Origin of the sequence: Burkholderia sp. FL-7-2-10-S1-D7, from assembly GCF_001524185.1 — a bacterium.
GTDB lineage: Bacteria > Pseudomonadota > Gammaproteobacteria > Burkholderiales > Burkholderiaceae > Burkholderia > Burkholderia diffusa.
The window spans coordinates 99,354-122,382 of record NZ_LOWY01000014.1; the positions used below are offsets into that span (position 1 = coordinate 99,354).

General features: G+C 67.5%; 28 protein-coding genes and 1 riboswitch. Of the genes, 17 read left to right on the plus strand and 11 right to left on the minus strand.

Annotated elements, in window-relative coordinates:
- Window positions 1–11 precede the first annotated feature (11 nt).
- Genes WS75_RS05000 through WS75_RS05015 form a run of 4 tightly spaced genes read left to right on the plus strand, consistent with a single transcriptional unit; the run spans window position 12 to window position 2,019 of the window.
- Window positions 12–974 (plus strand): electron transfer flavoprotein subunit alpha/FixB family protein, encoded by a 963-nt coding sequence (locus tag WS75_RS05000; protein ID WP_059679433.1) that lies wholly within the window; start codon window positions 12–14, stop codon window positions 972–974.
- A gap of 3 nt (window positions 975–977) precedes the next feature.
- On the plus strand, window positions 978–1,508 hold the full coding sequence (locus WS75_RS05005) for an acyltransferase (protein WP_059679434.1): 531 nt from the start codon (window positions 978–980) through the stop codon (window positions 1,506–1,508).
- A gap of 3 nt (window positions 1,509–1,511) precedes the next feature.
- On the plus strand, window positions 1,512–1,733 hold the full coding sequence (locus WS75_RS05010; protein ID WP_059679435.1) for a hypothetical protein: 222 nt from the start codon (window positions 1,512–1,514) through the stop codon (window positions 1,731–1,733).
- Window positions 1,734–1,770: 37 nt separating this feature from the next.
- Complete coding sequence (locus WS75_RS05015) at window positions 1,771–2,019, plus strand: hypothetical protein (RefSeq protein ID WP_059679436.1); 249 nt, start codon at window positions 1,771–1,773, stop codon at window positions 2,017–2,019.
- A gap of 23 nt (window positions 2,020–2,042) precedes the next feature.
- Here the strand turns inward: WS75_RS05015 and WS75_RS05020 are convergent, their stop codons facing one another.
- A complete protein-coding gene (locus WS75_RS05020) occupies window positions 2,043–3,206 on the minus strand; it encodes an MFS transporter (protein ID WP_059679720.1) in 1,164 nt (387 codons plus the stop codon).
- A 335-nt stretch (window positions 3,207–3,541) separates the two neighbouring features.
- Between WS75_RS05020 and WS75_RS05025 the strand changes: the two genes are divergently transcribed.
- From WS75_RS05025 to WS75_RS05035, 3 genes are read left to right on the plus strand one after another with little or no spacing between them, the layout of a single operon-like run.
- The gene (locus WS75_RS05025; protein WP_059679437.1) at window positions 3,542–4,186 is read left to right on the plus strand and encodes a DUF1326 domain-containing protein; all 645 of its coding nucleotides are present in this window, start codon (window positions 3,542–3,544) and stop codon (window positions 4,184–4,186) included.
- Window positions 4,183–4,974, plus strand: a complete 792-nt coding sequence (locus tag WS75_RS05030; protein WP_059679438.1) for a DUF2182 domain-containing protein — start codon at window positions 4,183–4,185, stop codon at window positions 4,972–4,974. Before WS75_RS05025 ends, WS75_RS05030 begins: the two co-directional genes overlap by 4 nt.
- Before the next feature lie 39 nt (window positions 4,975–5,013).
- Window positions 5,014–5,361 carry a copper-binding protein gene (locus tag WS75_RS05035; RefSeq protein WP_059679439.1) on the plus strand — a complete coding sequence of 116 codons (348 nt, stop codon included), beginning with the start codon at window positions 5,014–5,016 and terminating at the stop codon, window positions 5,359–5,361.
- Between the two features lie 53 nt (window positions 5,362–5,414).
- On the opposite strand, the gene WS75_RS05040 is transcribed toward WS75_RS05035, so the two are convergent.
- A complete protein-coding gene (locus WS75_RS05040; protein WP_059679440.1) occupies window positions 5,415–5,825 on the minus strand; it encodes a VOC family protein in 411 nt (136 codons plus the stop codon).
- Between the two features lie 63 nt (window positions 5,826–5,888).
- Window positions 5,889–6,350: an Lrp/AsnC family transcriptional regulator gene (locus tag WS75_RS05045; RefSeq protein ID WP_059679441.1), complete on the minus strand. Its 462-nt coding sequence runs from the start codon at window positions 6,348–6,350 to the stop codon at window positions 5,889–5,891.
- Window positions 6,351–6,464: 114 nt separating this feature from the next.
- Between WS75_RS05045 and WS75_RS05050 the strand changes: the two genes are divergently transcribed.
- A complete protein-coding gene (locus tag WS75_RS05050; RefSeq protein WP_059679442.1) occupies window positions 6,465–7,100 on the plus strand; it encodes a LysE family translocator in 636 nt (211 codons plus the stop codon).
- Between the two features lie 36 nt (window positions 7,101–7,136).
- Here WS75_RS05050 and WS75_RS05055 read toward each other — a convergent pair whose 3' ends face one another.
- Both WS75_RS05055 and WS75_RS05060 read right to left on the minus strand, forming a co-directional pair.
- Window positions 7,137–9,065, minus strand: a complete 1,929-nt coding sequence (locus WS75_RS05055) for a TonB-dependent receptor domain-containing protein (protein WP_059679443.1) — start codon at window positions 9,063–9,065, stop codon at window positions 7,137–7,139.
- A 319-nt stretch (window positions 9,066–9,384) separates the two neighbouring features.
- Window positions 9,385–9,577: riboswitch (cobalamin riboswitch) on the minus strand.
- Window positions 9,578–9,685: 108 nt separating this feature from the next.
- Window positions 9,686–10,729 (minus strand): helix-turn-helix domain-containing protein, encoded by a 1,044-nt coding sequence (locus WS75_RS05060; protein ID WP_059679444.1) that lies wholly within the window; start codon window positions 10,727–10,729, stop codon window positions 9,686–9,688.
- A gap of 169 nt (window positions 10,730–10,898) precedes the next feature.
- On the opposite strand from WS75_RS05060, the gene WS75_RS05065 reads away from it, so the two are divergent.
- From WS75_RS05065 to WS75_RS05085, 5 genes are read left to right on the plus strand one after another with little or no spacing between them, the layout of a single operon-like run.
- A complete protein-coding gene (locus tag WS75_RS05065; protein ID WP_059679445.1) occupies window positions 10,899–11,243 on the plus strand; it encodes a hypothetical protein in 345 nt (114 codons plus the stop codon).
- On the plus strand, window positions 11,233–11,865 hold the full coding sequence (locus WS75_RS05070) for a Dabb family protein (RefSeq protein WP_059679446.1): 633 nt from the start codon (window positions 11,233–11,235) through the stop codon (window positions 11,863–11,865). The genes WS75_RS05065 and WS75_RS05070 overlap by 11 nt, the downstream gene beginning before the upstream one ends.
- 54 nt (window positions 11,866–11,919) lie before the next feature.
- On the plus strand, window positions 11,920–12,912 hold the full coding sequence (locus WS75_RS05075; RefSeq protein WP_059679447.1) for an NADP-dependent oxidoreductase: 993 nt from the start codon (window positions 11,920–11,922) through the stop codon (window positions 12,910–12,912).
- 43 nt (window positions 12,913–12,955) lie between these two features.
- A complete protein-coding gene (locus tag WS75_RS05080) occupies window positions 12,956–13,831 on the plus strand; it encodes an SDR family NAD(P)-dependent oxidoreductase (RefSeq protein WP_059679448.1) in 876 nt (291 codons plus the stop codon).
- A 1-nt stretch (window position 13,832) separates the two neighbouring features.
- Window positions 13,833–14,657 carry an SDR family NAD(P)-dependent oxidoreductase gene (locus tag WS75_RS05085; protein WP_059679449.1) on the plus strand — a complete coding sequence of 275 codons (825 nt, stop codon included), beginning with the start codon at window positions 13,833–13,835 and terminating at the stop codon, window positions 14,655–14,657.
- A gap of 46 nt (window positions 14,658–14,703) precedes the next feature.
- Here WS75_RS05085 and WS75_RS05090 read toward each other — a convergent pair whose 3' ends face one another.
- The 4 genes from WS75_RS05090 to WS75_RS05105 all read right to left on the minus strand — a co-directional run bounded on the left by WS75_RS05090 (window position 14,704) and on the right by WS75_RS05105 (window position 17,273).
- Window positions 14,704–14,952: a hypothetical protein gene (locus tag WS75_RS05090; RefSeq protein ID WP_059679450.1), complete on the minus strand. Its 249-nt coding sequence runs from the start codon at window positions 14,950–14,952 to the stop codon at window positions 14,704–14,706.
- A 130-nt stretch (window positions 14,953–15,082) separates the two neighbouring features.
- Entirely contained in the window at window positions 15,083–16,057 is a 975-nt protein-coding gene (locus tag WS75_RS05095) for a threo-3-hydroxy-L-aspartate ammonia-lyase (RefSeq protein WP_059679721.1), read from the minus strand.
- Between the two features lie 59 nt (window positions 16,058–16,116).
- Window positions 16,117–16,755, minus strand: coding sequence for a helix-turn-helix transcriptional regulator (locus tag WS75_RS05100; protein ID WP_059679451.1), 639 nt, complete (start codon window positions 16,753–16,755; stop codon window positions 16,117–16,119).
- Window positions 16,752–17,273, minus strand: coding sequence for a YbaK/prolyl-tRNA synthetase associated domain-containing protein (locus tag WS75_RS05105; protein WP_059679452.1), 522 nt, complete (start codon window positions 17,271–17,273; stop codon window positions 16,752–16,754). Before WS75_RS05105 ends, WS75_RS05100 begins: the two co-directional genes overlap by 4 nt.
- Window positions 17,274–17,684: 411 nt before the next feature.
- Between WS75_RS05105 and WS75_RS05110 the strand changes: the two genes are divergently transcribed.
- Window positions 17,685–19,271 (plus strand): isocitrate lyase, encoded by a 1,587-nt coding sequence (locus WS75_RS05110; RefSeq protein ID WP_059679453.1) that lies wholly within the window; start codon window positions 17,685–17,687, stop codon window positions 19,269–19,271.
- A gap of 53 nt (window positions 19,272–19,324) precedes the next feature.
- Here WS75_RS05110 and WS75_RS05115 read toward each other — a convergent pair whose 3' ends face one another.
- Together WS75_RS05115 and WS75_RS05120 are read right to left on the minus strand one after the other, a co-directional pair.
- Entirely contained in the window at window positions 19,325–20,041 is a 717-nt protein-coding gene (locus WS75_RS05115; protein ID WP_059679454.1) for an EthD domain-containing protein, read from the minus strand.
- A 50-nt stretch (window positions 20,042–20,091) separates the two neighbouring features.
- Window positions 20,092–20,613 carry a nuclear transport factor 2 family protein gene (locus tag WS75_RS05120; RefSeq protein WP_059679455.1) on the minus strand — a complete coding sequence of 174 codons (522 nt, stop codon included), beginning with the start codon at window positions 20,611–20,613 and terminating at the stop codon, window positions 20,092–20,094.
- Window positions 20,614–20,823: 210 nt separating this feature from the next.
- Here WS75_RS05120 and WS75_RS05125 point away from each other — a divergent pair, with 210 nt between their 5' ends.
- From WS75_RS05125 to WS75_RS05135, 3 genes are read left to right on the plus strand one after another with little or no spacing between them, the layout of a single operon-like run.
- A complete protein-coding gene (locus tag WS75_RS05125; protein ID WP_059679456.1) occupies window positions 20,824–21,324 on the plus strand; it encodes a nuclear transport factor 2 family protein in 501 nt (166 codons plus the stop codon).
- Between the two features lie 51 nt (window positions 21,325–21,375).
- The gene (locus WS75_RS05130) at window positions 21,376–22,242 is read left to right on the plus strand and encodes an SDR family NAD(P)-dependent oxidoreductase (RefSeq protein WP_059679457.1); all 867 of its coding nucleotides are present in this window, start codon (window positions 21,376–21,378) and stop codon (window positions 22,240–22,242) included.
- Between the two features lie 10 nt (window positions 22,243–22,252).
- Window positions 22,253–23,008 carry an SDR family NAD(P)-dependent oxidoreductase gene (locus WS75_RS05135; RefSeq protein ID WP_059679458.1) on the plus strand — a complete coding sequence of 252 codons (756 nt, stop codon included), beginning with the start codon at window positions 22,253–22,255 and terminating at the stop codon, window positions 23,006–23,008.
- Window positions 23,009–23,029: the final 21 nt, after the last annotated feature.

Below are 23,029 nucleotides of genomic sequence, written 5' to 3' on the forward strand. Positions count from 1 at the left end.
AGCGGACGAACATGACGATTCTGGTAATTGCCGAGCACGACGCGGTATCGGCAGGCGGGGCTTCGCCGATCAAGGCCGCGACGTTGAATGCGGTGGCGGCGGCTGCCGAGGTTGGCAAATTCGTCGGCGGCGACATTCACGTGCTGGTCGCGGGACACAACGCGCAAGCAGCGGCAGACGCAGCGGCGAAGATCGCAGGCGTGTCGAAGGTGTTGCTGGCCGACGCGCCGCAGCTTGCGGACGGGCTCGCAGAGAACATCGAAGCGACGGTGCTGACCATCGCGGCGCACTACTCGCACATCCTCGCGCCGGCAACCGCCTATGGCAAGAACGTCGCGCCGCGTATCGCCGCGAAACTGGACGTCGCGCAGATCTCGGACATCACGGCGGTCGTTTCGGCCGACACGTTCGAGCGTCCGATCTACGCAGGCAATGCGATCGCGACGGTGCAGTCGAGTGATTCGGTCAAGGTCATCACGGTGCGTGCGACGGGTTTCGATCCGGTGGCGGCGGAAGGCGGCAGTGCGTCGGTCGAGAAGATCGAAGCGGCGGCCGATGCAGGCAAATCGCAGTTCGTGAGCCGTGAAGTGACGAAGCTGGATCGTCCGGAGCTGACGTCGGCGAGCATCATCGTGTCGGGCGGCCGTGGTCTGGGCAGCGGTGAAAACTACACCCAGGTGCTGGAGCCGCTGGCCGACAAGCTGAACGCCGCACTCGGCGCATCGCGCGCGGCAGTGGACGCCGGCTACGTGCCGAACGACTATCAGGTCGGCCAGACCGGCAAGATCGTTGCGCCGCAGCTGTACATCGCGGTCGGCATCTCGGGTGCGATTCAACACCTGGCCGGCATGAAGGATTCGAAGGTGATCGTCGCGATCAACAAGGATCCGGAAGCGCCGATCTTCAGCGTGGCCGATTACGGCCTCGTCGGCGACCTGTTCACGCTCGTTCCCGAAGCGGCCGCGGTGCTCTGAGCGATGCCGCTGTTCGAATTCAACGGCATGCGGCCCCGCGTCCATCCGTCTGCGTACGTTCATCCGAGCGCGGTCGTGATCGGCGACGTGACGATCGGCGCGGGCTGCTACATCGGCCCGCATGCGAGCCTGCGCGGTGACTTCGGCGCGATCGTCGTCGAGGAAGGCAGCAACGTGCAGGACGGTTGCGTGCTGCACGTCGGCATCGGCGAGACGTGCCGGCTCGGCGTGAACAGCCACATCGGCCATGGCGCGATCGTGCACGGCGCGACGCTCGAACCGGACACGATGGTCGGGATGAACGCGGTCGTGATGGACGGCGCGACGATCGGCGCGACGACGATCGTTGCGGCCTGCGCGTTCGTGAAGGCCGGCTACGACGTGCCGCGCGGTGTGCTGCTTGCTGGCGTGCCGGGGCGCGTGGTGCGGCGGCTGAGCGCCGCGGAGATCGACGCGAAGGCGAATGGCACGCGGGTTTATCAGCGGCTCGCGGTGGATTGCCTTGCGACGCTCAGGCAGATCGACGGCGCGTAAGCGATGCGCGTCATCGATCCGGCGGCGATGATTGCCGACGAGAAAGCCGTCGTCGGGCGGTGTGAATACTGCAAACCCGCGTGCGTCGAGCACCAAACGAAGTCGTGCCGACCGCGCGGCGCGATCGATTTTCTCGGGGTTTGTGCGGATGGCGATTGGCCGTCGTGCATGCCGGTCGCAACGTTCGCGCGGGATCGATTGTCCGATGCGGCGTCGTTGTCTTAAGATCGGCGTCAGACCATCCCTCCGCCTCCGGCGCCGAATGAAAACAACCATACGCTTGCGCGTCGCCATCATCACTTCGGCTTTCGCCGTCTATCACGTATTCATGCACGTCCAGGGGGTCGCCACCGGTTGCATCGCGTTCCTCGGCAGCCGGCATTGCAGCTTCGAGAACAGTGCGAATTTCGAAGGAATGATGGACCTCGACCTGCTGCTGACCTGCGCGTGGGTCGCGGGCGCGATGATGGGGTGGTTCGCCATCGCACGTGCGCCGAAGAAGCCTGGTTGATCGAGCGGGCGTCCCGCAGCCGCCTATCGAGTGCGCACCGGCGCGGGCCGGTCGTGCAGGAACGCGAGCGACAGCGCCGCGAGCCCGCAGCTCGCGATGAGCATCAGCAACGCGCCCTTGCCGGCGTGCACCATCACCCAGCCGCCGACCGACGGAAAGCCGAACGTGCCGATGAAATACGACGCGACGAACCATGTCAGCACGCCGTGCCGTTGCGTATCCGCGCAATCGTTGAGCGCCTGCGCCTGGATGACCGGATACATGAGCCCGTAGCCGGCGCCGAGCAGCACGGCCGCGACGGACTGTAGCGATGCATGCTCGGCGGCGCCGAACATGGCGAGCGCACCGCTCATCATCATCATGAGCAACCCCTTGGTCGCGGTTTCGGGGCGCGCCATCCTCACCCATTTCCCGAGCAGCCAGCGCGCACTCAGCACCGTCATCGTGTAAAGGCTGAAGAATGTGCCGGCACGCGCCTGCGTGCCTTGAATGAGCGACATCTGGAACGTCATCAGGCCGGAGAACACGCAGGTGCCGAGTGCGATCATCGCGATCGGCGCGGCCGCGCGCGTGCGCGAGATGGCCCGGAGTTCGCGCACCCAGCGGCCACCGGACGCAGCGGCGGGCGAGTGCGGACACAGGCGACCGAACGCCTCGAACATCAGCGACGCGAGCGCGCACAGCGCGCCGACCGCATAAAGCGTGTCGTCGATCGACCAGTGCAGCAGCCGCATCGCATACGCCGAGAACGCGGGGGACATGCCGATCCCCGTCATCTGGAAGGTCGCCGAACGGAAGAACCACACGTTTCGGGCGACGCCGCTCGTGCGCTCCGCAAGCGACATCGGCGCGGCCAGATGAAACGCGCCCCAGCCGAAGCCGACCAGGAAGCCGGACGGCAAATCGGCGGCCGGCGCGCGCCCGACGAGTGCGAAGCCGACGATGCCGGCGCCGATGCACAGCGACGACAGCGCGGCGATTCGCGCGGCGCCGATTTGCCGCGAAAACCAGCCGACCACCGCCAGACCGGCGAAGGTGCCGACGGTCGCGGCGGCCAGTGCGGCGCCGGTATCGAGATCGCTGCCGCCAATCGCGCGAAAGCGCATCGACAGCAGGAAGGTTGCGCCGTAGCCGCCCGCGGTGAGCAGGGTGCCGACGAGAAAGAGCAACGCAGGTTGAACGCGCATGACAGCCATCCGGGGCGGCAGAGACGGTCAGGAAATCGTCGATAGCGAGACAGTATGGACCAGGACCGATGCGGGATGCCCGCATTTGCGATGACGTGATCATGCCGTCGGTTCATGTCGGACAGGGCTTGAACGTGGTCCGCCGGACGCGCTGTTTCGTGCAGTGCGGCCAGTGTCGCAGGCGCCGCACGACGCCGATGAATTCGTCGGATCAGCGTCGTTGCAGGCCGCCGCTCGCGGCGTTTTCTTCGCGCGTCTCGGGCGGCCTTTGCTTTCCTCTGTGCGCTGCACTAGGCTCGAAGCAGTACGTGCCACCGAACGCGCGAGGTGAAGCCATGACGCCTTGGGAGATTCAGGGGACCGAACTGATGAACTGCAATTGTTCATACGGTTGCCCCTGCCAGTTCAATTCGTTGCCGACGCACGGCTACTGCGAAGCGATGGGTGCGATTTCGATCGATAGCGGCCACTACGGCGACGTCGTACTCGATGGCGTCCGGATCGCGGTCGTGTTCCAGTGGCCGGGGCCGATTCACGAAGGCCACGGACGGTGCCAGCCGATCGTCGACGAGCGCGCGAGTCCCGCGCAGAGCGAGGCCGTGCTGAAGATCATGACCGGTCAGGACACCGATCCGTTCGCGACGATGTTCTCCGTGTTCGCGTCGACGCTCGAGCAGGCATACGATCCGATCTTCGCGAAGATCGATTTCGACGTCGATGTCGATGCGCGGCGCGGCCGGATCGACGTCGAGGGCGTGTTCGACATCGTCGGCGAACCGATCCGCAATCCGGTGACGGGCGCGGAGCATCGCGTGCGGATCGACCTGCCGCACGGCTTCGAATACGAGCTGGCCGAGATCGGTTCGGGCACCGGCCGGTCGCATGGCCACATCGAGCTGAATCTCGAGCGGAGCTACGCGCAGTTCGCGCGGCTGCACATGAACAACCACGGGCTGATCCGGCATCGCGTCTCGGCATGATTCCCGTCGGCGATTTTCTCGGGCGCGAGCGCGTCGTCACGCTGCTCGGCATGACCGCGCTCGTCGGTGCGTGCTGGGTCTACCTGTGGACGGGCGCGGGTACCGGCATGTCGGCGCTGGACATGACGGCGGTGGCGTTGTTCCCGCATCGGCTGGCCGACGACATGGGGACCATGAATCCGTCGCTTCAGACCGTGGTCCTGATGTGGTGGGTGATGATGATCGCGATGATGACGCCCAGCGCGGCGCCGCTCGTGCTGTTGTACCGGCGCGTGCTGCGGCATCACGGTGCGCAAGGAGCCGGGGCGGCTTTGGCGTCGGCGTTCCTGCTGGCGGGCTATCTGGCCGCGTGGTTCGCGTTCTCGGTCGCTGCGGCCGTGCTGCAGATGCTGCTGCAGCCTGCCGGCCTGATCTCCGGAATGATGCTGTGGTCGAAGAGCGCCGTGCTGTCCGCGACCGTCCTCGCGCTGGCCGGCGCCTATCAATTCTCGCCGCTGAAACAGGCGTGCCTGCGGCAATGCCGGTCGCCGGTCCGGTTTCTCACGACGTACGGGCGCCCGGGCGTCACGGGCGGCTTCCTGCTCGGCGTGCGGCACGGCGCGTATTGCGTGGGCTGCTGCTGGCTGCTGATGGCGCTGCTGTTCGTCGGCGGCGTGATGAACGTCGTGTGGATCGTCGCGTTGTCGCTGTTCGTGCTCGTCGAAAAGGTGCTGCCCGGCGGCGAGCGCATTGGCCGCGCACTGGGCGTCGTGCTGATCGCCTGGGCGGTTGCGACGTTGCTGGTGTAGCGGGCGCGTTCGGCATTGGCTGAACAACGGAGTGTCCCGATGAAAATCCGATACCTCGCCATCACCGTCCTGGGCGCGATGGCCGTCGTTGCGACGCCGGTGCGTGCGGGCGGGAGCATGCCCGGCATGAACATGGGCGACATGAAGATGTCGGCGCCGGATTCAGCGTTGACCGATGCCGAAGTGAAACGGATCGATGCCGCGCACGGCATGGTGACACTGAAGCACGGCGCGCTCGAGAACGTCGGGATGGCGCCGATGACCATGGCGTTCAAGGCCGGCGACCCGGCGATAATCGAGTCGCTGCACGTGGGCGACAAGGTCAAGGTCCGGGTCGAGCGCGTGAAGGGCACGCTGACGATCGTGAAGCTCGTGCGAAGGCAGTAACCGTCGCGCAAGCGACCGCTTGCCTGGCGACCGTCATGGGTCGGTCGCCGGCGCTAACCCGGTCCGTCACCGGAGTCGCCGCCGGCTTCGGCAAAATTCAACTCGACGCCATTGCCGGCCGGGTCGGTGAAAAACAGCTGCAGCTGGCGCGTCAGCGGCACGTACGTGCGCGAGTACAGGACCCGCGCGTCGGCCAGGCGCCGTTCCATGTCGGCGGCGTTCTCGCACGAAAACGCCATATGGTCGAACGTGTTGACGACGTGCGGCGGCCGAATCTCGCCGGGCCGCGCTTCCGACAGGTGGAGGATCGCCTGCGGCCCCGCGTAGAGCCAGTAGCCGTTGCTCTGGAACGGCGGCCGATAGCCTGGCTGGAGGCCCACGACGTTCACATAGAAGTCGCGCAGCGTATCGAGCGTGGCACGATCCGCGCGCAGGTTGTAATGATCGAGTCCGATGACTGACATGGCAGGTTGTCCGGTTCGTGCAAGGTGCGCACCGCACAGCATCGCGCAACGCGGGGCGTCCTGTCACCCCCGAGCGCCTTTGACCGCCGCTGCCGGTCGCGCGAGCCCGCGCGCCGGCAGTGGCGTCGACATCACGATCGACGTGCGCGTTTCGCCGTAGAGGTTGATGCGCTCGATCAGTTGCTCGAGGTGCGCCATGCTGACGGCGACGAACCGCATCACGTAGGAATCCGCGCCGGTCACGTGATGGCACTCGACCACTTCGGGAATCGTCTCCAGCAGCTTCAGGAATTTCGCCTTCGCCGGTTGCGGCACCGTGATGCCGATCAGCGCGCTCACCGGGTAGCCGGCCGCGGCCGGATTGACCCGCGCCGTGTAGCCGTCGATCACGCCCGCCGACTCGAGGCGCTTCACGCGTTCCGTGACCGCCGGCACCGACAGGTGAACCTGGCGCGCCAGTTCCGTGTAGCTGATGCGGCCGTTCGCCTGCAGCAGCGCGAGTATCTTCCAGTCGAGTTCGTCCATCGCGGCAGAGTTTTTAAGGTGAAGGGCTCAATTTTCCTTAAAAACCGCCTTCAGCGGCGACCGGACTTTCCCTACGATGCGGTTCATGTCATTGCATGTCGCGAGGAGCCGGCCATGCTGTTCATCAAGTCCGTCGTGATGGGGTTGTCGATCGCAGTGCCGGTCGGCCCGATCGGCATGCTGTGCATCCAGCGCAGTCTGAGCCGCGGCTTTCACGCGGGGTTCGCGACGGGCATCGGCGCCGCGTGCGCCGACGCGATCTACGGGCTGCTCGGGGCGCTGGGCGTCGCCGGCATCGTCACTGCGTTTCCGATGCTGACCGTCGCGCTGAAAATCGTCGGCGGCGCGTTCCTCGTGTGGCTGGCCTGGTCCATCGCACGGCAGGCGCCGGCCGCGTCTGCGGTGCACGATGTGCCGCACGCGACCGTGCTTCGCGATTTCCTGACGACCTTCGGCCTCACGCTGTCGAACCCGATGACGATCCTGTCGTTCGTCGGGATCTTCGCGGCGCTCGGCCCGCTGGCGGGCACGCAGGAAGGCGCGATGGGACCGCCCGTGACCTTGATGGTCGCGGGCGTGTTCCTCGGATCGGCGACGTGGTGGCTGTGCCTGAGCAGCGCGACCGCCGCGTTGCGCACGAAGATGCCGCCGACGTTCATGCGCGGGCTGTCGCGCGTATCCGCAGTCGTGATCGCGGTGTTCGGCACGATCCAGTTGATCGCGGGCATGCACAGCGTCGTCTGGTCATGACGCGAATCGCGGCATCGACACCCCGCGCGCGCGCGGTTAGAACGTGTAGCTGACCTTGCCGAACGCGGTGCGGCCGAGCGTGTTGTAGCCGTACGCGGTCATGTACTGACGGTCGAACAGGTTCGACAGCGTCGCGGACACCGTCAGGTGCGAATTGATCCTGTACGACGCGCGCAGGTTCACGGTCAGGTACGACGGCAGATACGTCGTGTTGGCCGGGTCGTCGAACGTCGTGCCGCCGTAGTTCAGCGACGCGCCCGTGCTCAGTGCATGCAGGTGGAATTCGTCCCACGTGTGGTCGACGTTGACGCTGACCGTCTGGCGCGGCCGGCGGTTGAGCCAGCTGTCGTTGGTTTCGTCCTGGGGATTCAGGAAACCGAGCGCGATGCTCACTGGCGTATAGCGGCCGATCGTGCCCTTGTACGACAGGTCGATCCCGCGGATATGCGAGCGACCGATGTTCATCGGCGATCGCGTCGCGGGGTTGTACGCGATCAGGTTGCTGACGCGCGTGTCGTAGATCGCGGCGCTGAAGGTGCCGTACGCCGTGTTCGCGTCGAGCGCGGCCTCGACCGAATCGCTGCGTTCCGGGCTCAGGTCCGGATTGCCGTAGCCCGGGTAGTACAGGTCGTTGAACGAGGGAAGGCGGAACGCGTTGCCGTAGGACACGCGCGCCGTATAGACCGGCGTGATGGCCCACGACAGCGCGGCATTGCCGGTGTTGACGGCCTTCCCGGCGATGATCTCGTGCCGGCCCGCGACGAACATCGTCACGCTGCCGAGCGTCGCCGACTGATGCAGCGAGAACGCGGAGTCGTTGCGCGTGGGCACCCCGTCCGGCACGTCGACCGGCAGGAATGCCTGTTCGCGCGTGAAGTCGTACGCGACCTTCGTCTCGCCCGACAGCGGCAGGCCGAACAGGCGGAAGCCATGCTCCTGGTGGGTCAGCGACGTCGACGAACTGATGCGCTGCGAATTGATCTGGTCGGTCGGGATCGTCGGGTCGCTCGCATACAGGAACTGGCGGTCGTTCGCATAACCGAACGACTGGTCGAACTGGGTGTCGGGCGTGATGTCGAGATGGAACGCAATGCCGGTCGTCAGCTGGTGATCAAGCTCGCGATTCGCAAAGCCGGCGTTGTCATAGGACAGGTCGGAGCGGTGATACAGCGCGAACGTCGAGATCGACCAGTTGTCGCGCGCGTAGCCGAGTCGCGCATCGAGGTCCTGCGCGTGATACGGATTGCGGCCGTCCTCGTGGCCGTATGCGAACGGTCGCGTCGCGTCGATGCCGGCCGTGTTGTAGTCGTGCACGCCGAGCGTGTAGGTGAGGCCGCCGAGCGCGGCGAGCGGCCCCGTCGACGGCACGGTGCCCGACGTGCGCAACTGCGTGTCGAAGGTCTTGTTCGAGCCGCCGCCGAACGACACGGTCGTCTGGTTCGGCTGGCCGGCGGCACGGCGCGTGAACAGTTGCACGACGCCGCCCATCGCATTCGCGCCGAACGATGCGGCGGCCGGCCCCGAGATCACCTCGACGCGTTCGAACGCGTCGGTCGGCAGGTCGGCCCACGGCGCGATGCCGGTCGTCGGCGAGCCGATCCGGATGCCGTCGATGAACACCGCGACCTGGTTGGCGGACGAGCCGCGGATGCTCACGGACGCGGACGAGCCGGGGCCGCCGTTTTGCGAGACGGTCACGCCCGGCAGCGTCGCGAGCGCCTGCGTGATGCTCGGGTCGCTCGGCGACAGCCGATCGAGATCGGCGCGCGTGAGCACGTGCGTCGTCGCATAGCGCTGGTCGAACGATTCGGGCAGGTGCCGTGTGTCGGTCACGCTGATGGTGGGCAGGTCGGCGGCTTCGGCGGGTTGGGGCGGCTGCGGGAGCGCCGCGTCGCCTGCGGCATGGGCGATCGGGGCGAACAGCGCCGTGGCGGCGGACGTGGCGAGAAGATGGCGAAGATTCATGAGGCGATGGGCGTGAACGTGTTGCAGGTACGGCGAGCGTAAGCGGGTGGCGGTGCGTACCGCCCGGGTTCGTGTTGGTCTATGGCGAGACCGGGCAGCGTGGGCGGTCGTCGCGCGGATCGGACGACACGGCACGGCGCACGCGTGCGGACACGCCGCGCCCATGGCTGGCGGGCGCGACGGCACGACGCTTCCGGCGAGGAAGCGGAGTCGGAAAGACTGGACATCTGAAGGGTCCTGAGGTCGGGCCGTCCATGCAACGGGGCGACCGCCAAAGGCGGTGCCTGGCGCTCCGGAACACCCCGCCCGGCGCGGCTGCTTGGACCTCGGGTCGATGGCAGGTCTCCTGGCTCGCGGGTCGCTATTCGCACCAGCCTTCCCGGTTTCCCAGTGGCGTGGGGTAGTGCGGATTCGCCGCTCACAGTTGCGGGGGCAGCCGCAGATTCGAGGCGCTGCCTCTTCTGCGTTCCCTTTTCATCCCGTCTCCGGGAACCATCAGCGCGCAAGCGTAATGGCGAGCGCTCCGGCGCGTCAATCGGCGAAGCGCGCAGGGATGCGAAAAAACGTCACTGATCGCCGGATTCTTTCCAAATTCCTTGTTGCGAGACCTGCGGGCCGCTTTACATCTGATGAAATGGGCCGCTGGCCGCGCGGCAATCGCGCCGGAACCGGCTCGGCGCAACGCCCGTCCATCGCACGAACGCCCGCCGGAATGCCTCCTCGCCGCCGAACCCGAGATGCGCGGCGATCCGCGCGACCGGCCAGTCCGACTCGCGCAGGCGGCGCCGTGCGACGTCGGCGAGACACTGCTCGTGCAACGCCTGATAGCCGCTGCCTTCGGCAGCCAGCCGCCGTCGCAACGTCGCCTCGCTGACGCCGAGCCATCTCGCCAGTTCGGCGAGCGTGGGCACCGCCTGCTCGCGCGCGAGCGCCGCATCGAGAAAGCCGCGTACCTGCTGCGCCCATGACACGACGGCCGGCGCCGCATCGATCAGACGAAACGGAAAATCGACGAGGAACGCGCCCAGTTCGCCCGGCTGGCGGATCACGCGCGCATCGAGCCGCGCGGCGTCGAATGCGAAGCCATAGGTTTTGCGGCCGACGTCGACCGGCGCATTGAACAGCCCGAGCAGCGGCATCGCGTCGTCGCGGCGCTGATGGCCGAGCCAGACTTCGTCCGGCCGCAGCGGCTGCCCGATGAGCCAGCCGAACAGTTGCAGATAGCAGAACAGGCCCGTCAGGTCGACGAGGCACGCGGCCGGGCTGCGCGTGCGGCGCAGCGAATCCATCCGGAACGTCGCGCGAGCGTCACGCACCGCGAGCGACAGCGCACCGGCGCGCGGCGTCAGCATCTCGCAGAACTCGGCCGCGCAGCGGATCGCCTCGCCGAGCGTCGTGCAACTGAGCAGGCAGCGGCACATCAGGTCGACTTCCTGCTTGCGCATCGGCGGATGGCCGTTGCCGCGCGCGACTTGCGCCTCGAGCCGCTCGATGGCGTCGCGGTACAGCGCGACGAAGCCGCCTGGCGTCGTCGACGCGACGTCCGCGGCCGACGTCGCCGGTCGTTCCACTGGCGGTGCGCCGCTGCGCGTCAACTCGTCTCGCAGGCGGTCGCCGAGGCCCGGCAGCATGCGACCGCGTGCCGGCAATGCGCGTTGTTTCATATCTCTGCCGATCTGAGCGTTGCGACAGGGGCGGGTGAGCGGGCCGGTAGGGGTTCGCCGGCCGTCGCCACGCAAGAATGTTATCCACGCCGGCCGCTTCCGGCCTCGCCGGAACGGCGTAGGCGGCCGGCATCGCATTGCGCCAAGAACGACCCGAGACGACCCGCGAATGATCCAGATCGTAGACGAAATCACCCTCGCGCCCGAGCGCATTCCCGACGTGCTGGCGCTGCTGCGCGACCGCTATTTGCCGGGCCACGCGGCGCGCGGACTGACGGCGGCCGGCCGCTGGGTGTCGCCGCCCGTCGCGGTGCCGGGGCAGCCGAGCACGCTGTGGCTGACGTGGCAGGTCGCCGATGCGCCGGCGTACTACCGGATGCGCGCGCTGACCGACGGTGACGTCGTTGCGTTCTGGACGGCCATCGATGCGCTGTGCGATGCCCGCCGCCGCCATGTGATGACGGACGCCGATGCACCGCTGCCTGCACTGACGGAGGTCGACCATGCGGCATGACACGGCGCAGATATTCGTTTCGGCGACCGACGATGCCGGCGCGGTCGAGGGTGCATTGCGCGACGCCGCGCATGCGCTGCCCGGCGCGACCCGCGTTGCGCTGGCGCGCAATCTGGAAGGCTGCTGGAACGCGGGCGACTACACGCTCGACGTGCTGCGCGACGAACGGGCGACCGACCACGCGCCGGGCTTCGCCGCGCTGGCCCGCATACCGGGCGTCGTGCGGATCGACGGCGCCGCATGCCGGGCGATCGGTGGCGGCCTGCGCGAGCCGGCGCTGCGCGACGGCGTATGGCGCACGCTGATGTTGCGCGTGCGGCCGGAGGCCGACGAAGCCCAGGTGCGCGACCTCGAGCGCGAGTTGCTGCGCATGCCCGCGTTCATGCCCGGCATCCGCAACTGGCGGCTGAGCAGGATCGTGACGCCGGGTGAGTGGACCCACGTCTGGCAACAGGAATTCGCGCACGTCGGCGATCTGCTCGGCGAGTACCTGCTGCATCCCTATCACTGGGGCTGGGTCGACCGCCGCTTCGACGCCGAAAGCCCCGACTGGACGGTCGATGCGATCGCGCATGCGTTCTGTCCGCTCGCGTCGAGCCTGCTGGCCGACACGGCGGCGTGACGCGCGGCGCATGCGACCCGCCGCCATGCAAACGACAACCCTGGAGACACCACCATGCGAGCCTTGCTGATCGACCGCATCGGTCATTCCGACGCGCTGCGAATGGCCGACGTTCCGGCACCGAGGCCGGGCCCCGGCGACGTGCTCATCCGCGTCGCGTACGCGGGCGTCAATCCCGCCGACTGGAAATGCCGTGAAGGCTATCTCGGCGCGTTCATGCAGATCACGTTTCCGTTCGTGATCGGCTTCGATGCGGCCGGTGTGGTCGAGGCGGTCGGCGATGGCGTGGAAGGTTTCGCGCCCGGGATGCGCGTGTTCGCGCAGACCGACGTCGGAGCGGGGCGCTGGGGCGCGTATGCGGAATACGTCGCGGTGCGGCACGACTCGGTCGTGCGCCTGCCCGACACGGTCGGCTTCGCGGAAGCGGCCGCCACGCCGACACCCGCACTGGCCGCGTGGGCCGGCCTGTTCGACGACGGCGGGCTGCGTGACGGGCAGACCGTGCTCGTGCACGGCGGCGCGGGCGCGGTCGGCACCTTCGCGATCCAGCTTGCCGCGCAGGCGGGCGCGCGCGTCGCGGCGACGTGCTCGGCCCGCAACCGCGCAAGCGTCGAGGCGCTCGGCGCGGCGGCGAGCATCGACTATCGCGCACAGGACATCGCTAAGGCCGTGCGCGCGTGGGCGCCCGGCGGCGTCGATCTCGTGCTCGACGCGGTCGGCGGCGCCACCCTGGCCGATGCACTCGACCTGCTGGCACCGGGCGGCACGCTCGTCAACATCATGACGCTCGCGGCCGGCGACGCGGAGCGACTGGCGGCGACGGGCGCCGAAGCCGCGAAGCGAGGCTTGCGCACCGCGATGACGTACAGCCGGATGCCGAGCGGCGCCACGCTGTCAGCGATCGCGGAACGGCTCGGCCGCGGCGCGCTGCGCGTGCCGCGCTTCGAGCGCTTTCCGCTCGAACAGGCGGCACGCGCACTCGATCTCGTTCAAACGGGCGACGCGAAAACCAAGTTCGTGTTGCACGTTGCGGATATCGCGGGCTGACGCAGAACGGTCCGCGCATGACACCCCTTTTACCGGAGACATCATGACCGACACCCGAACCGCGACGCTCGCGGGCAAATGCGCGCTCGTGACCGGCGCGAGCCGCGGCATCGGCCGCGCGATCGCGCAGCGCCTCGCGTCGGAGGGCGCAACCGTCGTCGTGACGGCGCGCAGCCTCACGCAATCCGCGACGACCGCCGGCACGCTCGCCGAAACGGTCGCGCTGATCGAGCAGGCAGGCGGCCGCGCGATCGCACTGGCGGCCGACCTGTCGAATCCGGCCGAGCGCGACGCGCTCGTCGGGCGAGCGGCGAAGGCGGCCGGCGGCCTCGACATCCTCGTGAACAACGCGGGCGTGGCCGACTACGCGCGCGTCGACGCGATGCCGATGGCGATGTTCGACACGACGATCGAGCACTATCTGCGCATTCCGTTCGCGCTGAGCCAGGCTGCGATTCCGCTGATGCGCGCGCGCGGCGCCGGCTGGATCGTGAACGTCGGCTCGGTCACGGCGCTCGCGCCGCTGCGGCCGTTCGACGATTTCTCGCGCGCGGGCGGCGCGACCGTCTATGCGGCGGTCAAGGCCGCGCTGTCGCGCTTCACGCAAGGGCTCGCGGCCGAGCTCGAAGCCGACGGCATCGCGGTGAACCTGGTCGCGCCGAGCACCGCGATCCGCACGCCGGGCGCGGCCCGCTACATCCCCGAAGGCTATCCGACCGAGGACGTCGCGTATCTCGCGGAAACCGCGCTCGCGCTGTGCAGCCTGCCGGCAAGCGAGCGCACGGGCCTCGTCACGCACAGCCTGCATTTCCCGCTGTGGCAGGGGCTCGCGGTGCGCTCGCTCGACGGCCGCACGCCGTTGCCGCCACCCGTGATTCCCGCATACGCGCATCCGCGCATCGACCCGACAGGACTTTGACATGACGACTTCGATTCGCTTCGACGGCGGTACCGCCGTGATCACCGGCGCGGCCAGCGGTATCGGCAGCGGGCTCGCGCGCCACGCCGCCGGGCTCGGCATGCGCGTGGTGCTGGCCGATCTGGACCGGGGGAAGCTCGACGCGTTCGCCGCGACACTCGACACCGACGTGCTGTGCGTGCCGACGGACGTCAGCCGCCCTGAAGCCGTCGATGCGCTGGCCGACGCCGCATGGCAGCGCTTCGGCGGCGTCGACCTGCTGTTCAACAACGCGGGCGTGATGGCGACCGGCTTCAGCTGGGAAATCACGCCGGAACGGTTCGAGCGCAGTTTCGCGATCAACGTGCACGGCGTGATGAACGGGATCCGCAGCTTCGTGCCGCGCATGCTCGCGCGCAACGTGCCCGCGCGCATCGTCAATACGGCGTCGGTCGGCGGGTTTCTGCCGAGCCCGTTGATGTCGCCTTACTCGGCGACGAAATTCGCGGTGGTCGCGCTGACCGAATCGCTGTATGGAGAACTGAAGATGCTCGGCGCGCCGGTTGGCGTATCGTTGCTCGCGCCGGGCCCGGTGCAGACGGGCATTTTCAACGACCCGTTCGGCGCCGCGCACGACCGGCCCGAGGTGCAGGGCTTCGTCGACACGATGCGCGCGATGCTGAACGCGCACGGGATCACGCCCGACGCATTCGCGGCGCGGGCGTTCGACGGCATTCGCGACGGGCGTTACTGGCTGATTCCGCAGCCGGAGACGATCGACGGCGCACTGCAGCGGCGCACCGCGGACATCCTCGCCGCGCGCGATCCGTCGCTGCCGTCGTTGTGACGGCATGGCGCGGGCCGGCCGACCGACGCGGCCGGCTCACGCCGGGTTACATATGCGTGCCGGCGTGCGCGCGGCCGCTTGGTTCGCCGCCGCGGTCGGGCGGCGTATTGTTCTGATCGATCTTCGCGAGCACGAAGCCGGCGTGCGGCAGCGCGGCGGGCGAACGGTGGGCGGCCTGCACGACCGGGTCGTGCGGCGAAGTGGCGGAAAAACCGGATGACGTCGCGCCCGGTTGAGCGAACGCCGTGAGGGATGCTGCCGCGAGGGCGGCGGCGACGATCGCGTGCGTGTTCATGGTGACTCCTTCTTCACGACTGACTGCGGGACAACGCATTCAGTGTAGGGCGCGAAACTTAACGCGACGTGAAGGAGCGACGGCGCGCGGATGACGGGATGTTCATGCAGTCATCCGCGCGCCGCGACGCTCACGCGGATGCGGCGACCAACGCGCAGAAGTTCTCGAGATCGACGTTGCCGCCGCTGATCACGATGCCGACGCGCTTGCCTTTCAGTTCGTCCTTCATCCGGCGCGCGGCCGCGAGCGACAGGCAGCCGGTCGGCTCGACGACAATCTTCATACGGGTCGCGAAGAAGCGCATGCAGTCGACCAGTTCCGCGTCGGTCGCGGTCAGGATGTCGTCGACGTCGCGCCGCAGGATCGGGAACGTCAGGTTGCCGAGGTGCTGCGTCTGCGCTCCGTCGGCGATCGTGCGCGGCGTGTCGATATGGACGATCGACCCGGACCGGAACGATTGCTGTCCGTCGTTGCCCGCTTCCGGCTCGACGCCGTACAGCTTCGCGTGCGGCGACAGCGCGCGCGTCGCGAGCGCCGTGCCCGACAGCAGGCCGCCGCCGCCGAGCGGCGTGAACACCGCGTCGAGCGGCCCGACCTCGTCGAACAGTTCCTTCGCCGCCGTGCCCTGGCCCGCGATCACGTCCGCGTGGTCGTACGGCGGCACCAGCGTGAGCCCGTGCTGCTCCGCGAGCGCGCGGCCGATCTGCTCGCGGTCCTCGGTATAGCGGTCGTAGGTCACGACGTTGCCGCCGTAGCCGCGCGTCGCGGCCATCTTCGCGGCCGGCGCGTCCTGCGGCATCACGATCGTCGCCGGGATGCCGAGGATGCGCGCCGACAGCGCGATCGCCTGTGCATGGTTGCCGGACGAGAACGCGACGACGCCGTTGCGCCGCTGCGTCGCGTCGAAGCGCGACAGCGCGTTGAACGCGCCGCGGAACTTGAACGCGCCCATGCGCTGCAGGTTCTCGCACTTGAAGAACACCTGCGCGCCGAGCGCTTCGTCGATCGTTCGCGACGTCATCACGGGCGTGCGGTGCGCGCGGCCGTCGAGCCGTGCCGCGGCGGCCGCGACGTCGTCGTAGGTGGGGAGGGTCGGAGTATTCATGAGTCGCTCGTCGGAAGAGTCGTTCAACAGGTCGGCGGGGTGCGCATCCGCCTCACGCATCATTTCGCATCGTTGTATACGGTGGCACGCGACACGCCGAGGTGCTGCGACACGATTTCCATCGCGCGGCGCACCTCGAGGAAGCCGTCGGCCTTCAGCGTCTGCATCAGCTCGCGGCGCTGGTCGGTCTTCAGTTCGCGCGGCGTGGTCGCGAGGCGCGTCGCGAACGCGTCGATGCGCTGCCGGATCGCGTCCGCGCCGGCCGGGTCGAGCGTCTCGGCGACCGGCGCGCCTTCGGTGCTGCAGAACTGGTTCAGCATCCCCTGGAAACCGCGGAACAGCGTGACGTCCGCGTTCAGGCACAGCGCGGCCACATAGCGGCCGCTCGAATCCTTGATGCCGATCGACGTGCTTTTCGCCGTGCGGCCGTCGGCGAAGCGGTTTGCGTAGTTCGCGAGCACCTGCGGGAAGTCGTCGTCGTCGATGCGGGCGAGCCCGAGTTCGGTCGCCGGATCGCCGATCGCGCGGCCCGACAGGTTGTTATGGATGGCGAGGATCGCGTGCTTCGGCGTGCGCAGGTCGTGCACGACGACTTCGGTGAACGGCGCGAACATCGCGCCGAGCCCTTCGGCGATGCGCAGCACCTGCTCGATCAGCGACGCCTGTTCCGACTGCGGCCTGGGGCGGGGCGTGGTCATGGTTTGGCCTCGAGCGCGGGCGCGTCGGTCGTTTCCGGCCGCGTGATGTCGGCCAGCAGCGGGCGGGCGATCCGCACGTAGTCGGACGCGTCGAGCACGACCGAGCGGTCGAGGCGGCCCGCGTTGAACGCGATTTCGTCGTTGAGTTCGATCAGTGCGGGGTCGACGACGAGCGTCACGTTCGCGTCGAACACGAACGGCGGCACGGCGCCCATCACGCAGCGCGTGACCGTGGCGGCCAGTTCGGGCGGCGCGAGCGTCGCCTTGCGGCGGCCGACCGCGTCCGCGACCTTGCGGAAATCGATCTTCAGATGGCCGGGGATGACCGCGAGCGCGGTGACGTCGCTGCCGTCCTTGAACGCGCAGAGCATTGCCTTCGCGCCCTGTTCGGGACGCGTGCCGCGAATCGCGGCGATCACGTCGGATTTGCCTTCAGCCGGGTGATCCAGCACGCGGAACCGCGCGCCGGCGGTGTTCAGCAGTTCGCACAGCGCGTCGAAGACGGGATAGTCGCTCATGTCGATCCGGGCAGGAGGGGCGCATCACGGTACGCGGAGACGGCGTGCTTCGGTTCGCCGTCGATGAATTGTCCAAGTATAGACGTTTTGTCATGCGCATGGCAAAGACCAGAAACAGGGATCGCCATGTTTGTCCTCCCACCAACTGCCGAAAGGCCGTTTCATATCCCGGAATGCACGCGAAATTCGCGCCGCGCCGCCGTCCCGCCGCTTGAAAACCGGTTTTGCATCGCAAAACGCATTGCTTATCTCATTGAAAAACAAGCGAAATTTATATCTTATGTCTTATATAAGACTTCGCCGAAAGCGCATCGGGCGGCGTTACTATTGTGTCCATGCAGTTCGCTTCGTCATACGGAGCGGGCACGCTGAACCCTTTACCCAAATGCGCTTCGTTCCCAGGAGATTGACATGTCCCAATATCAAGACGACATCAAGGCAGTGGCTGGATTGAAGGAAAACCACGGCAGCGCGTGGAATGCCATCAATCCCGAGTATGCCGCCCGCATGCGTGCCCAGAACAAGTTCAAGACGGGCCTCGACATCGCGAAGTACACCGCGAAGATCATGCGCGCCGACATGGCCGCGTACGATGCCGATCCGTCCAAGTACACGCAGTCGCTGGGTTGCTGGCACGGCTTCATCGGCCAGCAGAAGATGATCTCGATCAAGAAGCACTTCAACAGCACCGAACGCCGCTACCTGTACCTGTCGGGCTGGATGGTCGCCGCGCTGCGCTCGGAGTTCGGCCCGCTGCCGGACCAGTCGATGCACGAAAAGACTTCGGTCAGCGCGCTGATCCGCGAGCTGTACACGTTCCTGCGTCAGGCCGACGCACGTGAACTCGGCGGCCTGTTCCGCGAGCTCGATGCTGCCAAGGACGCCGCTGCCAAGGCCGCCATCCAGGAAAAGATCGACAACCACGTGACGCACGTCGTGCCGATCATCGCCGACATCGACGCCGGTTTCGGCAACGCCGAAGCAACGTACCTGCTGGCCAAGCAGTTCATCGAAGCGGGCGCGTGCTGCATCCAGATCGAAAACCAGGTGTCCGACGAGAAGCAGTGCGGCCACCAGGACGGCAAGGTCACCGTGCCGCACGAGGACTTCCTCGCGAAGATCCGCGCGATCCGCTACGCGTTCCTGGAACTGGGCGTGGACGACGGCATCATCGTCGCCCGTACCGACTCGCTCGGCGCCGGCCTGACCAAGCAGATCGCCGTGACCAACGCGCCGGGCGACCTGGGCGACCAGTACAACGCGTTCCTCGACTGCGAAGAGCTGTCGGCCGACCAGCTGGGCAACGGTGACGTCGTCATCAAGCGCGACGGCAAGCTGCTGCGTCCGAAGCGCCTGCCGAGCAACCTGTTCCAGTTCCGCGCCGGCACGGGCGAAGCGCGTTGCGTGCTCGACTGCATCACGTCGCTGCAGAACGGCGCCGACCTGCTGTGGATCGAAACCGAAAAACCGCACATCGCGCAGATCGGCGGCATGGTCAGCGAAATCCGCAAGGTCATCCCGAACGCGAAGCTGGTGTACAACAACAGCCCGTCGTTCAACTGGACGCTGAACTTCCGTCAGCAGGTGTACGACGCGATGAAGGCAGAGGGCAAGGACGTGTCGGCATACGACCGTGCGCAGTTGATGAGCGTCGAGTACGACGACACCGAACTGGCCAAGCTCGCCGACGAGAAGATCCGTACGTTCCAGGCCGATGCATCGCGTGAAGCAGGCATCTTCCACCACCTGATCACGCTGCCGACGTACCACACGGCCGCGCTGTCGACCGACAACCTCGCGAAGGAATACTTCGGCGACCAGGGCATGCTCGGTTACGTGGCGGGCGTGCAGCGCAAGGAAATCCGTCAGGGCATCGCGTGCGTCAAGCACCAGAACATGTCCGGCTCGGATATCGGCGACGACCACAAGGAATACTTCAGCGGCGAGGCTGCGCTGAAGGCAGCGGGCAAGGACAACACGATGAACCAGTTCTCGTAATCGTCATACCCGCGGCACGACGCCAACCCGTTCACGACGGGTTGGCGTTTTTTTTATCCGCGCACGGCCTTCACGACGTATTGGCTCGTCGGCACAACGTCGATCTTGTCGAAATCGATGAAGCGTCCGCAGCTGTCCATCATCTCCGCGACGTTGCGCTGGAATTTCTCCTCGTCGCCGACTGCATCGAAGAACGCGTACGGATCGGTCATCGCGGCGGCCGGGAAGCATTCCTCGACGATCGCGTCGTAGCCGGGCGCCGCATGCGTGAGCGCGCGCACGACCACGTTCTGCACGTACAGGAAATTGTCCTGCGTATCGATCGCGACGCGCGTGTGATGGCCGTGCCATACGTCGAGCCAGGCTTCATGCGTGAGGCGCGGCGGGCGCTTCAGGAACGCGAGCTGCGAGAAGCCGCTCGTGCGCTCGCCGGGCCGCGCCGGAAAGCGCGTGTTCGGAATCGGCTGCGACTCCGTGACGAGATACGCGGCCATGTGCGGGACGATCGCGCGCACCGCGTCGTCGAACGGCTGGCGGAACATCGGGTTCGCGCTGTCGATCCACACCGCGACGATGCCGTCGATGCCCGGGTGCGTGTTGGTCTGCTTCAGGCCGGCGGCCGGCGCGACGTCGGCGTCGGCAACGTTGACCTGCACGCCGTGCGCGCCTAGCGACAGCAGCTTGTCGGCGAGCTGCGCGCGCACGCTGCGGCTCCATTGTTCGGGCGCGGCCTGCGCATCGCGCCACAACACGTAAATGACTTTCTCCATTGCTCCGGCTCCAAAGGGAATGACGAGGTCGGCGGCGCTGCCGCCGGGTTTCAGGAAGCGCTGACGGCCGGATCGGTCGCACCGGACGCGTCGTGCGCGCGCGGTGCGAAGCGGTTGGCGGTCAGCGTGAACGACGGCGGAATCGGCGACGTGACGGTCTCGAACAGGCGCTCGTGACGCGTCGCGTGAATACGCCACACGCCGTCGCGCTTCACGTACTGGTCGTCGTAGAACGCGGTGCCGTGCATCAGGTAGTTATCCTCCAGATTGATCGCGTGATCCTCGAGAAACCACACGCCGCACGCATGATCGGCGGACACCAGCGTCAGCTCGGGATGGTGTCCGTGATGCATCGTCAGGAAGGTCGGCTTGCCGATCAGTTCGCGCAGGCTGGACACGAATGCGTCGCGGCCGTCGTAGGCATAGCGGCCGCCGTCGAGGCGCGCCTCGCAGTCCTCGGTCAGGCATTGCGCGAGCAGCGACCAGTCGTGCGTATCGACCGCGCGGAAATAGCGGTACTTCAGTTGTCGGATCTGCTCGTACTCGTGGAGCGTGAGGGTCGTCTCGTCCATCGCCGTGTCTCGTGGTGGTGTCATCCGATGGTAGGAATGAAGCTGCCTGCGTCACATCGTCTGTTCGGACGAACGCAGCGGGGGCTGCGTTCAAGTTCGCCGATACGCGGCATCGGGGTTCATCCAAACAGGTGATGGCCGGCCTCCCGTGCGCCTGTAACGTGGCGTCGACGCGGCTTCGATCCGCGCACACGAGACCAAGGAGACGGCATGACCCCGATCGAACGAATGGAAGTGCGCGTGCGCAGGCTGGAGGACGCCGACGCGATCCGCCGCCTGAAGGCGCGCTACTTCACGTGCTGCGACCGGAAGGATCCGCAAGGAATGCGCGACTGCTTCGCGCCCGGCACCGTGCACATCGACTATGGCCGAATCGGCACGTTCGACCACCGCGATGCGCTCGTCGACGTGTTCGAGCGGCTTGGTTGCCACCCGCACATCGTCGAGATGCACCACGGCGTGAATCCCGACATCACCGTGCTCGACGACACGCATGCGCGCGGCACGTGGGGCCTGCATTACCAGATGCTCGACACCAACGCGCGCACGCTCACGCAGCTCGGTGCGACCTACGACGACGAATACCGGAAGGTCGACGGCGAATGGAAGATCGCGGCCACCCGCTGCGTCGTCACGTCGACGTTGTCCGCCCGCTACGACGGCGATGCGCCGGGCGTGCTGTTCGCCGGCGCACAGCCGCCTGCCGCATGACGACGCGCACGCCCCATTCAGGTTGAAAACATTCCCCAGGAGACATCGAAGATGGCACAGAACAACGAGGCGCCCGTCGCCGTCGTGACGGGCGCGTCGCGCGGTGCCGGCAAGGGCATCGCGCGCGCGCTCGGCGCGGCCGGCATGACCGTCTATGTGACGGGGCGATCGCAGAACGAAGGCGACGCGCCGCTGCCCGGCACGATCCACGAAACCGCGCGCGAAGTCGACGCGCTCGGCGGCCGCGGGATCGCCGTCGCGTGCGACCACGCGGACGACGCACAGGTGAAGGCGCTGTTCGAGCGCGTCGAACGCGACAGCGGGCGCCTCGACATCCTCGTCAACAACGCGACCTACCTGCACGACCAGCTGATCCTGCCAGGCCCGTTCTGGGAGAAGTCGCTCGATCTCGTGAACATCCTCGACGTCGGGCTGCGCTCGGCGTACGTCGCGAGCTGGCACGCCGCGCCGCTGATGGCGAAGCGCCGCAGCGGGCTGATCGCGTTCACGTCGTCGTTCGGCGCGAGCTGCTACATGCACGGCGCCGCGTACGGCGCGCAGAAGTCCGGCGTCGACAAGTTCGCGAAGGACATGGCCGTCGACCTGAAACCGTTCGACGTCGCGGCCGTGTCGATCTGGATGGGGCCGCTGCGAACCGAACGCACGACGCGCGTGTGGGACGAGCATCCGGACCTCTACAAGGAATTCTCGCTCGTCGCGGAAAGCCCGGAATTCACCGGCCGCGTGATCCATGCGATCCACGCCGATCCGCAGCGCATGGCGTTGTCGGGGCAGGTGCTGGTCGGCGCGGAAGCCGCGCTGCAGTATGGGATCGCGGATCTCGACGGCAAGCAGCCGCCGTCGTATCGCGAACTGCTTGGCGGGCCGGTGCAGGCTCACCCGGCGATCGTCGCTTAAAGGAGCGCACATGGGCATCCTGGAAGGCAAGGTCGCGCTCGTGACGGGCGCGGGGCAGGGCGTCGGGCAAGGCATCGCGCACGCGCTCGCGGGCGAGGGCGCGCAGGTGGCCGTGGTCGGCCGCACGCGCGACAAGCTGGTCGCGACTTGCGACGCGATCCGCGCACGCGGCGGTATCGCGGAGCCGTTCGTGTGCGACGTGATGGACGCCGCGCAGATCGTGCAGTGCGTCGATGCCGTCGTCGAGCGGTTTCGCGGCGTGCAGATCCTGATCAACAACGCGCAGGTCGTGCCGCTCGGCCGCCTGCTCGACGTGACCGACACGGATTTTCTCGCGGGCCTCGAGTCGGGGCCGATCGCGACGCTGCGAATGATGCGCGCGTGCCATCCGCATCTGAAGGGGGATGGCGTGATCGTCAATTTCGCGTCGTCGGCCGCGGTGCGCTGGGACGCGTCGGGCTATGGCGCGTACGCGGCGACCAAGGAAGCGATTCGCGCGCTCACGCGTGCTGCCGCGTGCGAATGGGGCACCGACGGCATTCGCGTGAACGCGGTCGCGCCGCATGCGCTGTCGCCGGGGCTGAAGGGCTGGGTCGACGCGAACCCGGACGAAGCGGCCGCGTTCTTCCGCACGATCCCGCTCGGCCGCGTGGGCGACTGCGAGCAGGACATCGGGCGCGCGATCGTGTTTCTCGCGAGCCGCGACGCCGCGTACCTGACGGGCGCCACGCTGCCGCTCGACGGCGGGCAGGCGTATTGGGGCTGACGGCGAACGCGACGCACATCA

Bases quoted from the DNA above. Each gene is read 5' to 3' on its own strand.
- WS75_RS05060 (WP_059679444.1), bottom strand. From the start codon at position 10,729: ATGAAACAACGCGCATTGCCGGCACGCGGTCGCATGCTGCCGGGCCTC.
- WS75_RS05105 (WP_059679452.1), bottom strand. From the start codon at position 17,273: ATGAGCGACTATCCCGTCTTCGACGCGCTGTGCGAACTGCTGAACACC.
- WS75_RS05130 (WP_059679457.1), top strand. From the start codon at position 21,376: ATGGCACAGAACAACGAGGCGCCCGTCGCCGTCGTGACGGGCGCGTCG.
- WS75_RS05005 (WP_059679434.1), top strand. From the start codon at position 978: ATGCCGCTGTTCGAATTCAACGGCATGCGGCCCCGCGTCCATCCGTCT.
- WS75_RS05015 (WP_059679436.1), top strand. From the start codon at position 1,771: ATGAAAACAACCATACGCTTGCGCGTCGCCATCATCACTTCGGCTTTC.
- WS75_RS05045 (WP_059679441.1), bottom strand. From the start codon at position 6,350: ATGGACGAACTCGACTGGAAGATACTCGCGCTGCTGCAGGCGAACGGC.
- WS75_RS05020 (WP_059679720.1), bottom strand. From the start codon at position 3,206: ATGCGCGTTCAACCTGCGTTGCTCTTTCTCGTCGGCACCCTGCTCACC.
- WS75_RS05100 (WP_059679451.1), bottom strand. From the start codon at position 16,755: ATGACCACGCCCCGCCCCAGGCCGCAGTCGGAACAGGCGTCGCTGATC.
- WS75_RS05125 (WP_059679456.1), top strand. From the start codon at position 20,824: ATGACCCCGATCGAACGAATGGAAGTGCGCGTGCGCAGGCTGGAGGAC.
- WS75_RS05080 (WP_059679448.1), top strand. From the start codon at position 12,956: ATGACCGACACCCGAACCGCGACGCTCGCGGGCAAATGCGCGCTCGTG.
- WS75_RS05095 (WP_059679721.1), bottom strand. From the start codon at position 16,057: ATGAATACTCCGACCCTCCCCACCTACGACGACGTCGCGGCCGCCGCG.
- WS75_RS05025 (WP_059679437.1), top strand. From the start codon at position 3,542: ATGACGCCTTGGGAGATTCAGGGGACCGAACTGATGAACTGCAATTGT.
- WS75_RS05090 (WP_059679450.1), bottom strand. From the start codon at position 14,952: ATGAACACGCACGCGATCGTCGCCGCCGCCCTCGCGGCAGCATCCCTC.
- WS75_RS05115 (WP_059679454.1), bottom strand. From the start codon at position 20,041: ATGGAGAAAGTCATTTACGTGTTGTGGCGCGATGCGCAGGCCGCGCCC.
- WS75_RS05035 (WP_059679439.1), top strand. From the start codon at position 5,014: ATGAAAATCCGATACCTCGCCATCACCGTCCTGGGCGCGATGGCCGTC.
- WS75_RS05010 (WP_059679435.1), top strand. From the start codon at position 1,512: ATGCGCGTCATCGATCCGGCGGCGATGATTGCCGACGAGAAAGCCGTC.
- WS75_RS05000 (WP_059679433.1), top strand. From the start codon at position 12: ATGACGATTCTGGTAATTGCCGAGCACGACGCGGTATCGGCAGGCGGG.
- WS75_RS05135 (WP_059679458.1), top strand. From the start codon at position 22,253: ATGGGCATCCTGGAAGGCAAGGTCGCGCTCGTGACGGGCGCGGGGCAG.
- WS75_RS05040 (WP_059679440.1), bottom strand. From the start codon at position 5,825: ATGTCAGTCATCGGACTCGATCATTACAACCTGCGCGCGGATCGTGCC.
- WS75_RS05030 (WP_059679438.1), top strand. From the start codon at position 4,183: ATGATTCCCGTCGGCGATTTTCTCGGGCGCGAGCGCGTCGTCACGCTG.
- WS75_RS05050 (WP_059679442.1), top strand. From the start codon at position 6,465: ATGCTGTTCATCAAGTCCGTCGTGATGGGGTTGTCGATCGCAGTGCCG.
- WS75_RS05055 (WP_059679443.1), bottom strand. From the start codon at position 9,065: ATGAATCTTCGCCATCTTCTCGCCACGTCCGCCGCCACGGCGCTGTTC.
- WS75_RS05070 (WP_059679446.1), top strand. From the start codon at position 11,233: ATGCGGCATGACACGGCGCAGATATTCGTTTCGGCGACCGACGATGCC.
- WS75_RS05075 (WP_059679447.1), top strand. From the start codon at position 11,920: ATGCGAGCCTTGCTGATCGACCGCATCGGTCATTCCGACGCGCTGCGA.
- WS75_RS05065 (WP_059679445.1), top strand. From the start codon at position 10,899: ATGATCCAGATCGTAGACGAAATCACCCTCGCGCCCGAGCGCATTCCC.
- WS75_RS05110 (WP_059679453.1), top strand. From the start codon at position 17,685: ATGTCCCAATATCAAGACGACATCAAGGCAGTGGCTGGATTGAAGGAA.
- WS75_RS05120 (WP_059679455.1), bottom strand. From the start codon at position 20,613: ATGGACGAGACGACCCTCACGCTCCACGAGTACGAGCAGATCCGACAA.
- WS75_RS05085 (WP_059679449.1), top strand. From the start codon at position 13,833: ATGACGACTTCGATTCGCTTCGACGGCGGTACCGCCGTGATCACCGGC.